Origin of the sequence: Endozoicomonas sp. YOMI1, assembly GCF_024606345.1 — a bacterium.
GTDB lineage: Bacteria > Pseudomonadota > Gammaproteobacteria > Pseudomonadales > Endozoicomonadaceae > Endozoicomonas.
The window spans coordinates 1-8,415 of sequence record NZ_JAHHPM010000538.1 but is presented as its reverse complement, the minus strand read 5'-3'; the positions used below and the strand labels follow the sequence as shown (position 1 = coordinate 8,415).

The 8,415-nt window shown below is 51.1% G+C and carries 14 protein-coding genes; 10 read left to right on the top strand and 4 right to left on the bottom strand.

Translation table 11 applies throughout. The features are described 5' to 3' along the window. The first annotated feature begins 32 nt into the window (after positions 1 to 32). From KDK15_RS19080 to KDK15_RS19060, 5 genes are all read left to right on the top strand, one after another. Positions 33 to 563 (top strand): IS982 family transposase, encoded by a 531-nt coding sequence (locus KDK15_RS19080; RefSeq protein WP_257296985.1) that lies wholly within the window; start codon positions 33 to 35, stop codon positions 561 to 563. A gap of 208 nt (positions 564 to 771) precedes the next feature. Then, positions 772 to 1,221, top strand: a complete 450-nt coding sequence (locus tag KDK15_RS19075; RefSeq protein WP_257296984.1) for a DUF4376 domain-containing protein — start codon at positions 772 to 774, stop codon at positions 1,219 to 1,221. A gap of 103 nt (positions 1,222 to 1,324) precedes the next feature. Next, positions 1,325 to 1,906: a hypothetical protein gene (locus KDK15_RS19070; protein ID WP_257296983.1), complete on the top strand. Its 582-nt coding sequence runs from the start codon at positions 1,325 to 1,327 to the stop codon at positions 1,904 to 1,906. A gap of 102 nt (positions 1,907 to 2,008) precedes the next feature. Next, complete coding sequence (locus KDK15_RS19065; protein ID WP_257296982.1) at positions 2,009 to 2,230, top strand: phage tail assembly protein; 222 nt, start codon at positions 2,009 to 2,011, stop codon at positions 2,228 to 2,230. Between the two features lie 17 nt (positions 2,231 to 2,247). Further along, positions 2,248 to 2,367, top strand: a complete 120-nt coding sequence (locus KDK15_RS19060) for a GpE family phage tail protein (RefSeq protein ID WP_257296981.1) — start codon at positions 2,248 to 2,250, stop codon at positions 2,365 to 2,367. A gap of 2 nt (positions 2,368 to 2,369) precedes the next feature. Here the strand turns inward: KDK15_RS19060 and KDK15_RS19055 are convergent, their stop codons facing one another. After that, complete coding sequence (locus KDK15_RS19055) at positions 2,370 to 2,573, bottom strand: hypothetical protein (RefSeq protein WP_257296980.1); 204 nt, start codon at positions 2,571 to 2,573, stop codon at positions 2,370 to 2,372. A gap of 14 nt (positions 2,574 to 2,587) precedes the next feature. Here KDK15_RS19055 and KDK15_RS19050 point away from each other — a divergent pair, with 14 nt between their 5' ends. Beyond that, positions 2,588 to 3,340: a hypothetical protein gene (locus KDK15_RS19050; protein WP_257296979.1), complete on the top strand. Its 753-nt coding sequence runs from the start codon at positions 2,588 to 2,590 to the stop codon at positions 3,338 to 3,340. Further along, positions 3,252 to 4,931 (top strand): phage tail tape measure protein, encoded by a 1,680-nt coding sequence (locus KDK15_RS19045; protein ID WP_257296978.1) that lies wholly within the window; start codon positions 3,252 to 3,254, stop codon positions 4,929 to 4,931. Before KDK15_RS19050 ends, KDK15_RS19045 begins: the two co-directional genes overlap by 89 nt. Positions 4,932 to 4,938: 7 nt before the next feature. Here KDK15_RS19045 and KDK15_RS19040 read toward each other — a convergent pair whose 3' ends face one another. Both KDK15_RS19040 and KDK15_RS19035 read right to left on the bottom strand, forming a co-directional pair. Then, a complete protein-coding gene (locus tag KDK15_RS19040) occupies positions 4,939 to 5,217 on the bottom strand; it encodes an addiction module antidote protein (RefSeq protein WP_257296977.1) in 279 nt (92 codons plus the stop codon). 3 nt (positions 5,218 to 5,220) lie between these two features. Then, entirely contained in the window at positions 5,221 to 5,520 is a 300-nt protein-coding gene (locus KDK15_RS19035) for a type II toxin-antitoxin system RelE/ParE family toxin (protein ID WP_257296976.1), read from the bottom strand. A gap of 58 nt (positions 5,521 to 5,578) precedes the next feature. Here KDK15_RS19035 and KDK15_RS19030 point away from each other — a divergent pair, with 58 nt between their 5' ends. Then, entirely contained in the window at positions 5,579 to 5,779 is a 201-nt protein-coding gene (locus tag KDK15_RS19030; protein WP_257296975.1) for a tail protein X, read from the top strand. A gap of 137 nt (positions 5,780 to 5,916) precedes the next feature. Here the strand turns inward: KDK15_RS19030 and KDK15_RS19025 are convergent, their stop codons facing one another. After that, on the bottom strand, positions 5,917 to 6,621 hold the full coding sequence (locus KDK15_RS19025) for an SAM-dependent methyltransferase (protein WP_257296974.1): 705 nt from the start codon (positions 6,619 to 6,621) through the stop codon (positions 5,917 to 5,919). A gap of 426 nt (positions 6,622 to 7,047) precedes the next feature. Here KDK15_RS19025 and KDK15_RS19020 point away from each other — a divergent pair, with 426 nt between their 5' ends. Beyond that, complete coding sequence (locus KDK15_RS19020; RefSeq protein ID WP_257296973.1) at positions 7,048 to 8,109, top strand: hypothetical protein; 1,062 nt, start codon at positions 7,048 to 7,050, stop codon at positions 8,107 to 8,109. 124 nt (positions 8,110 to 8,233) lie between these two features. After that, positions 8,234 to 8,415 (top strand): hypothetical protein (locus tag KDK15_RS19015; RefSeq protein WP_257296972.1); only part of this gene is annotated, 182 nt, incomplete at its 3' end.

The window sequence follows — 8,415 nt, the reverse complement described above, 5'->3', positions numbered from 1 at the left end:
GGTTCGAGTAACTATAGATAGGTTTTCGTTAACTGCAACAAGCCCCCAGAAGTAAAGTCTTCAAAGGCGAGGCAGACTACGGTTTCTGCGCATCCAAGAAGAAGCATTTCTATGGTTTTCAGGGGCATCTACTGGTTGAGGCACGAGGCATTCCTGTTGGTTTTACGCTGACTGCTGCCAATATAGATGAGCGTGATGCGGCGTCTGACATGATGGAGATCATTGCAGGTCTCTTGCTGGGTGATAAAGAATATATACGACCTGAGTTCAAGAATGATTGCCAGGAAGTGGGTATCGACTTGCAGACGCCACTACGCAAAAACATGAAAGATGAAAGACCGAAGTCGTTTGTGAAATTGATCATGCGAGTGCGACGCAGGATTGAAACCGTTATTGGCCAGCTTGAAGAACGATTTGAGATGGAAAAATGCCGCTGTCGTGATATGTGGCATATGACATCACGTATAGCCAGAAAGCTGCTGGCCCATAATATTGGGTCATATCTCAATATCAGTGCAGGTAAAGCGCCTATTCAGTTCGAGAACCTGATAGCTGCAGCTTAAAAAATAGTGAAATATTGTTTTTGTGCTACTTTCGATATTTATATTGGACTTACCTCCATCCAAGGATGAAAACCGTTAAGTCGAACATCGCATTACAAACAGGGATTTATGCGCTTGGTGCTTCAAAATACGGAGGCGATGGGTTTAATAACAATTCTGTTGTTAGTTGGCCAAAACAGTGTCGCGTTAGAGTATGGAAAGTCAAATAATGAAAATATTCGCAAAGCCTGGCTATAACGATTTTGTTGTAGATTTTACTGAAAGCCCTGCTGCGCCTGTTGGATACATTGAGGTTTCAAGCGAGCCGCCCACACCAGATCATATTTTAACAATGAATGGTGAATGGGTGTTATCGGACAAGAAACTAAAGGAGCAATGGAAAGCCGCCCGCCAGGCCAAAGTAAACGCCATCGTCGTAAACATCGACGGCCTGACATTCGACGGCGACGAAACCAGCCAGGCACGCATGGCCAGGGCCGCTGCACTGGCAGAAACCCCGACAGAAAAAGTCCGCTGGATTCTGGCAGACAACACCGTAGCCGATGTCACGGCCGACCAGCTAAAAAGAGCCGCCAGAGCCGCAGGCCGGGAACAGGAAAAACTCTGGATACCACCACCGGAGCACAACCCGCCCCCCGATGATATCAGCGACAGCTAACACCCTTTCATAAAAAAGCCCTCTCCCCGAGGGCTTTTTTGTACCCGCAGGTTCCACTGTGACCTGCCCCACCTACCCCTAAACCTCCAAAGGAGAAAACCCTATGGCCACGGATTTTTTACACGGCGTAGAGGTCGTGGAGATTGACGGCGGGACGCGGCCTATCCGCACCGTCAAAAGCTCTGTGATCGGCCTGATCGGTACCGCCCCCAAGGCGAACGCCGCCAGGTTCCCGAACAAAACCCCGGTATTGATTGCCGGTAATCGCAAGGAAGCCGAAGCACTGGGCGACGGTGGCACACTGCCCGCCCATATTGATGGCATCTTTGACCAGGTGGGCGCGGCGGTGGTGGTACGTGTGAACGAAGGTTCAGACGATGCCGAAACCCTGTCCAATATCATCGACGGCATGCAGTGTTTTGTCGATGCGAAAAGTGTGGTGGGTGTGCAGCCCCGTATTCTTTGCGCTCCCGGTTTCAGTCATCAGCAGGCGGCCGGTGCTGAACTGGTGGTAGTGGCTGAGCGTCTGCGAGCGGCGGCCATTATCGACGGCCCCAACACCGACGATGCCGCGGCGAAAACCTACGCCGGTCACTTTGGCTCCCATCGCGCCTACCTGGTGGACCCATGGGTGAGAGTCTGGGATACCACCCTGAATGCCGAAACCGTACAACCAGCATCATAGCCGCCAGTTCTTTATTACTGTAAACAAACAAAGAGACCCCATTCAGGAACAATAAAACCCGGGAAGCCTTCACCCTGCAATACCCTATTGAGGTAGACGGCATTGAAACCGGATACGCTGAACCTTCGTCGTGTCACCATTGGTGACCTGGAAGCCACGGAAAACGAAAAGTCCGAGCGTAAGAAAACCATCAGTCTGCTGGCCCGCCTCAGTGGTGTACCGGAAAAAAACATTAAAACTATGGATGTCATCGACTTTGACAAGGCCACCGAAAAGGTACTGGATTTTTTGGGTGTGAGCTCTCAGGAATCGAAAGACTCCTGAGTGAAGTCTATGAACTGATGGCCAATATAGCGGTTATCTTTCACTGGCCACCCTCTGAAATGGAGCGCATGACGGTGGAGGAGCTGGTGGCTTGGCATCAGCGCGCTACCAAGCGCATGGGAACGCGGTTGCCCTGAGGTTAATCGCTCGCCATGCCAACAAACAGGCAAAACAGAAACACGCCCACCGCCGCCAGTGTTGCCAGCCCCAGAGCCAGCATCAAGCCCGCCGCCAGAAACCAGTAAAGCACAGCGGCAAAGGTCAGTAACGGCGGTAGCAACAGTGGCCAGAGCCTGAGCAACACCTTCAGCTCCAAGGCTGTTTTCAACAATATTCTATTCATAACTGGATGTTAGCATGATTGACCTGAAACTCTCGGTTCTGATCAGCGCTATTGATCAGTTCAGCGCACCGGCCAGGAAGATTGCTCAGGTATCCGACCGTATGGCCGGAGAGCTCACCAAAGGCAAGCAGTCGCTGGATGATCTGGGCAAACAGAAAAAAGCCATCGACAAACTGAAGCAGCTGGAAAGCAGGCTGGGGCAGACCGCGGCCGGCATGGACCAGGCACGGCAGCACACGGCCAAACTGGGGCGGGAACTCGCCAGTACCGCGAAGCCTACCAAACGATTGCAGCAACAGTTTGAACAGGCGCGCCGCAAATCAGACAAACTGAAGCGCAATCATCAGCTGCAGCGTGAAGAACTGCGCCAGCTGCGCAAAGAGTTACAGGGTGCTGGTGTTGATACCCGCCGACTGGGAGAAGCACAGGAAAAAATTGCCGGCACGATTAATCAGGCGACGCAGTCCATGGAACGCATGGCAAAAGTCGAGGCCGGTATTGCCAGGGCCCGGGAAAAGTACGACAGCAAACTGCAAAGAGCGGCCAATGTTGCGCTGGTGGCCGGAGGGCTGAACCGGGTTGGGCAGGGGGCGCTTGGTATGATGGCCTCCCCGGTGCAGAACATGCGAAGCGTTGAACGCTCCAAAGGCGAGTTGGCCTCTCTGGGAGTGGCAGATATTGAGGCCGTGGTACGTCAGGGGCAGGCTGTCCAACCAGCTGGCCGGGGTAAAAACATCGGACTTCGTTTCAGCCGCTTACGATATTAAAAGTGGTATCAGTACCCTGTCGGATAAAGGGGTAGCGGATATGACCCGACTGGCAGCACTGACGGGCAAGGCCACCAGATCCGATGTCGGACAGATGACCAGCCTGTTTGCCACGGGCTACGGTTCGTTCAAGGAAAGCCTGTTCAGTGATCTGGATGACGCCCAGTTTGGGGAAGTGTTTTCCTCCATGCTGTCCAAGTCGGTGCAGCAGTTCAAGACCGACGGGGGCAAGATGCAGCAGGCTATCCAGTCCATGGGCTCCGGGCTGGCGGAATCCGGTATTTCTCTCAGTGACCAGTTCACCGCCCTGGGTTTACTGCAGCAGAAAATGGAGGCCGGAGTTGCCGGTACGGCCATGGCCGCACTGGAACGAACCGCCGCCAAAGCGCAGGAGCGTTTTGAAGCCCTGGGCATGGACATTCAGACGTTGGATGACAACGGCAATATGCGTCAGATTCCGGAACTGATTGAGGAAATGCAACAGGCGTTTGGAGAAAACTACACCACCGAGAATGGCGCTAAACTGCAGGCGGCGTTTGGTTCTGATGAATCGGTGCGATTCTTCAAGGCCCTCTGGGGTCAACAGGACGCATTCCGGGCAAATTCCCGGGCACTCAGGGAAGCCAGGGAAGAAGGAGAAGCCTTCACCCGGTCGATGGCCAAAGCCATGGACAACAATATGGACGCCAAGCTGCAAGTGCTCCAGCAACGTTGGGATGTGATCAAGGAGATACTGGGCAACGCCCTGATCCCCACCCTTGAAAAGCTGATGCCCATTCTGGAAAAAGGGGCAAACTGGCTGACTGCATTTATCGACAATAACAACGGCCTGTCTTCTACCTTGATTGCCGTGGTGGGGGGCATTGGTGCCGTGGCCGTAGTGACAGCTCCGGTTATTACCGCCGTGGCTTCCCTTGGTGCCGCCATTGCCTATATGGGGTATGTCTCCAAAAAAGCCAGGGGCAATATTCTGATGGACAGCCTTGCTGGTGGCGCTGGTGGCAAGGCCGGAAGAGGTAAAGGCGGCCTGTTAAGAAAAGCCGGGCGAGCGTTTGGCGGCAAGGCCGGATTGATCGGGGCGGGCATTGGTGCCCTGAGCATTGGCTCAACGCTGGCAGACGACAGCCTGAGTGCAGGCGAAAAAGCCTCCGACATCAGCAACAGTGCCGGAAGCATCGGCGGCGCTCTGGGCGGTGCCAAACTGGGGGCGGTATTAGGCTCCATGATTGCGCCCGGTATCGGAACCGCTGTCGGTGGTTTGCTGGGAAGTATTGCCGGTGGCATCGGCGGCGGCTGGCTGGGTGAGCAAGTGGGCCGCCTGTTCACGTCAGATGACGCAGAGAAGCAAACCACGAACAACAGCTTGCCCAAAACCGGGGCAGCCGCCGTCACCGCTGCGCTGGTGGCCACGCCTGCACTGGCCACGCATTCAGAAACCACACAACAGACAACCACCGTCGAACGTATTCAAATCTACCAGCAACCCGGGGAAGACGCCGACACCCTGGCCGAGAAAGTGATGGACATCCGGTTTCGGCTGGAGCTGGTGGAGTATGGGGAGGATCGTGACAAAACAGGAATTGGGGGTTAGCTGACCCTCAGGCAGCAACAGCCAGCTTAACGCCCAGAGCTTTAAGCAACCTGTGCACAGTATCCCAGCGGGGCTGCACCTTGCCATTAAAGGTCTTGTAAAGACTTTCACGGTTAAGGCCGGTTTGCTTTGCCAGTTCAGCAACGCCCCGATGTTTTACTACATCGCCCAGGGCAATAATGAACACCGCTGGATCATCGTCAAGATAGGCTTCAGTGAGGAAAACAGCGATTTCATCATCGTGCAGCATTTCAACAGGATTAATGGGAGTCAGTTTCAAGCCCATGGTTCAGTCCTCCAATTGTTGCAACAGTTCTTTGGCTTTTTTAATGTCCCGGTTCTGGCTCGACTTATCGCCTCCGCACAACAGAATCACCAGTTGCTTATTGCGGAGGGTGTAGTAAAGGCGATAGCCCTTGCCTGAAAAGAGGCGCATTTCGCCCACCCCGTCACCTACGACTTTTACATCACCAAGGTTGCCTGCCTTGGCTCGTTCAATCCGCAGAGCTACCGCCTTGGCCGCTTGACGATCCCGCAACTGCCGGAACCACTGATTAAAGTCGTCAGTAGAGGCAACGTCATATTTCATAAATCAAAAGTAGTCTATAGGCTACAAGAATACAAATAAAAAAACAGGATCTATAACCATGCAATACCGAACCCGCGAAGGCGATATGCTTGACCATATCTGCCTGAACTATTACCAACGGTTGGATGTTGTACCACAGGTGCTGGCAGCCAATCCCAGACTGGCAGAGCATGGGGCGGTCCTGCCAGCGGGGTTGGTGATCAACTTACCAGCGATTGAAACACCGAAGGCGAAAACTGAAACGAGGTTGTGGGATTAATTATGCAACCCATCTTTACTATCACGGCTGACCGGCAGGACATCACTGCCGCCATCAAAGACGGTGTATGTCTTCCTGTCAAAGACAGAGCTTAGCGTAAGGGGAGTATCCCGGCAGGTCCAAAATCTGTCGATGAATCATGAATGGCCATGTTGAGGGGACATTAAGTCAAAACGGTAAGTTTTCTTTTTCTCTTCTACCTCACAGTGTTGTGTCGTACTAAATCCGTAGCGGCTGGCAAGATGAGCCACTGTATCATCATGGTTTCGATGAATGCTGACCAGGAAGCTGGCTTGATAATCGCCTGTATCTGAAAGAATCCCATCAATAATTTTGTTGGCGGTATGGGAGCCCATGCCAGCAAGAATGACCAGTTCACCTTTACAGTTGTGTATTTTAACGGTGGCTGCATCCACGCAAGCAGTAGTCAGGTTAGTGGGCAGCTGAAGAGATTGAAGCCGGGTAATGACATGTTTAGAACAATCAATACAGTGGACTTCTCTGGAGGCATTGTGAGCGGCCAGGGCGATTCCGGTTTTACCATGGTCACAGCCCATATCCCAGATGATGTTAAAATCAGAAGCCAGCTGAACCAGTTTGTTCAAACGACGGGACAGTTTAGGGATGGTAAGTGCTGGCTCCAGGGTACGGATAGAATAATCTTTAATATGTTTAGTGTGCCTTTCTTCTAGCCCGGAGCTTTCGGTAATAAACCCGCTGCTTCTATTACAGAGTGCAACGGTTTGTAAGGGCTGTACGGAGGCAGTTGCACAATGCTCACTGAGGACATCGGGTATGGTCTGAGAAGCGCTCCCTGCCTGGTGAGTTGTTGCGTCTGACATAATGGCCTGACGTTAACGTCAAGTGGACATACAACTGACTGACTTAGCGGCAAATAGTTCAATTTTCCGTCTGCTTATATTCACCCCCGATCGCTGATAAGGGGGAGGATGATTTTTGTTTGGAACTTAGTACGAGAATGGAGGTCTTACTTTACAAGGCAGTTGTAACGCGCTCAAATCAGCCAGTTTTAGTAGTTATCCAAATTCAATCGAATATTTTCGATGGATTAACCATTAATTAAAAGCCTAAATCCTGTGTAGCAACAGATACAGTGAAAATATAACAGCATTTCAGTCTACAAATGCTCCACTCTGTTTTAAGGATTGAGGTGTTAACTACTTATCGTTAATGACTATCCGGTCAGAGATTTATGCGAAAGCAAATGTTGAACTACTTACCTCAATTCAGCTTACAGGAGTTTGGTTATGTACGTTAGTATGGCGATGAATCCAGGTCTGTCGATACAGCCTGAACTCTCATCAGTCAGTGTTTCTGACGGTGGTTTGTTTAAAAATATCAGGAAAGTTTTTTTCTGTTATGACCCACTGGATGGAACTAAAACAAAACTTTTACCTTCCGCATTGGGCATAGGGATTTCTGCTGCTGGCGGAGCTTTTGCCTTTGATCATTTGGCTGAACGTTTGCAACGGGTTCCTGGCACAGTCAGACCAGGTACAGCTCTGGCTGATCGTGTGATTGATGTGGTGGAATCAATCGTTAAGGAAAACCCATTAGCCTGCGGTGCAGTTGCTGGAGCAGCAACCGCTATTGTGGGGTTGTATATGGCTTACAGCAGTCTAAAGCCTATAGCGAAAGAGTCTATAGAGGCTGCTCGGGATGAGTTGAGGCATCAGCTACAGAGGGCTGTTCAAGAAATTGAGGTTCATCAGGAGCAGATAGCTAAATATCACAAAAGGCTATCTGAACTTAAGGCTCATCTACCGGCGGAGGCAGCAAAATTCGAGCGACTATCACAGGAGAGATATGCTCAGAAGATGGCCAGCTACATGCAAGAGGCTGATTATATGGCGGGGCGGTTGAAAGGTTTTGTGGATGGCGTATTGATGTCTCGCTCCGGGAATCGGGGTGATGCCCCGCGTGAATATGATCAGAGAGCTGCCTATGAGGCTGGTGCGGAGTTGTCAAGGTTTGTCAACGATCGTGATTGGGACCAGAGATATTCATTGTATTCCCAAATGCGACTGCTTAATGCACTCCAACCGGTTTTAAGTGATCAAGAATATGACAAAGTTAACGAGATTCTCTGGAGCTTTCCTACCAGACCCTATTTTTCCGTTAAACGTGGTCCAATAGCCAAAGAGTATTCTGAAACTTTGGAACAAAGTGCATCAGAGCAAAGACAGGTAGGCGTATTGGAATCTCAGATCAAAACAGTACTGGGCCAATACCCGAATTTAAAGCCTGATGCTGCTGGTAATATTCCCAAGCCTCCGGTTGGAGAGTTCGGACCCTATATGCCAGAGTGATTTGGATGATGTCTTGTTAATGGCAAGGAGCTGTTGACGTTTCGTTGCGGCCATATCGGAAGAATTATTTCAACAAAAAACATCCAGATAATTTGCTATCGCAAAATGTACAGAGGAGGTACTGATGGACAGTATACAAAGAAGCAATGAAGCTGAAGTTAAGAGAGTGACAGAAGAATTAACCATGGCTTATGAAGACAAGATCACGAGTCACTTGCAAAGACAGGCATCAAAACTGCTGTCATTAGAGGCTAGGAGGCTGTCCGAGAATAGACTGCCCTGCTGCGGCGACAGCAAATTGGTCTA

Bases quoted from the DNA above. Each gene is read 5' to 3' on its own strand.
- KDK15_RS19075 (WP_257296984.1), top strand. From the start codon at position 772: ATGAAAATATTCGCAAAGCCTGGCTATAACGATTTTGTTGTAGATTTT.
- KDK15_RS19070 (WP_257296983.1), top strand. From the start codon at position 1,325: ATGGCCACGGATTTTTTACACGGCGTAGAGGTCGTGGAGATTGACGGC.
- KDK15_RS19060 (WP_257296981.1), top strand. From the start codon at position 2,248: ATGGCCAATATAGCGGTTATCTTTCACTGGCCACCCTCTGAAATGGAG.
- KDK15_RS19055 (WP_257296980.1), bottom strand. From the start codon at position 2,573: ATGAATAGAATATTGTTGAAAACAGCCTTGGAGCTGAAGGTGTTGCTC.
- KDK15_RS19050 (WP_257296979.1), top strand. From the start codon at position 2,588: ATGATTGACCTGAAACTCTCGGTTCTGATCAGCGCTATTGATCAGTTC.
- KDK15_RS19040 (WP_257296977.1), bottom strand. From the start codon at position 5,217: ATGGGCTTGAAACTGACTCCCATTAATCCTGTTGAAATGCTGCACGAT.
- KDK15_RS19035 (WP_257296976.1), bottom strand. From the start codon at position 5,520: ATGAAATATGACGTTGCCTCTACTGACGACTTTAATCAGTGGTTCCGG.
- KDK15_RS19030 (WP_257296975.1), top strand. From the start codon at position 5,579: ATGCAATACCGAACCCGCGAAGGCGATATGCTTGACCATATCTGCCTG.
- KDK15_RS19025 (WP_257296974.1), bottom strand. From the start codon at position 6,621: ATGTCAGACGCAACAACTCACCAGGCAGGGAGCGCTTCTCAGACCATA.
- KDK15_RS19020 (WP_257296973.1), top strand. From the start codon at position 7,048: ATGTACGTTAGTATGGCGATGAATCCAGGTCTGTCGATACAGCCTGAA.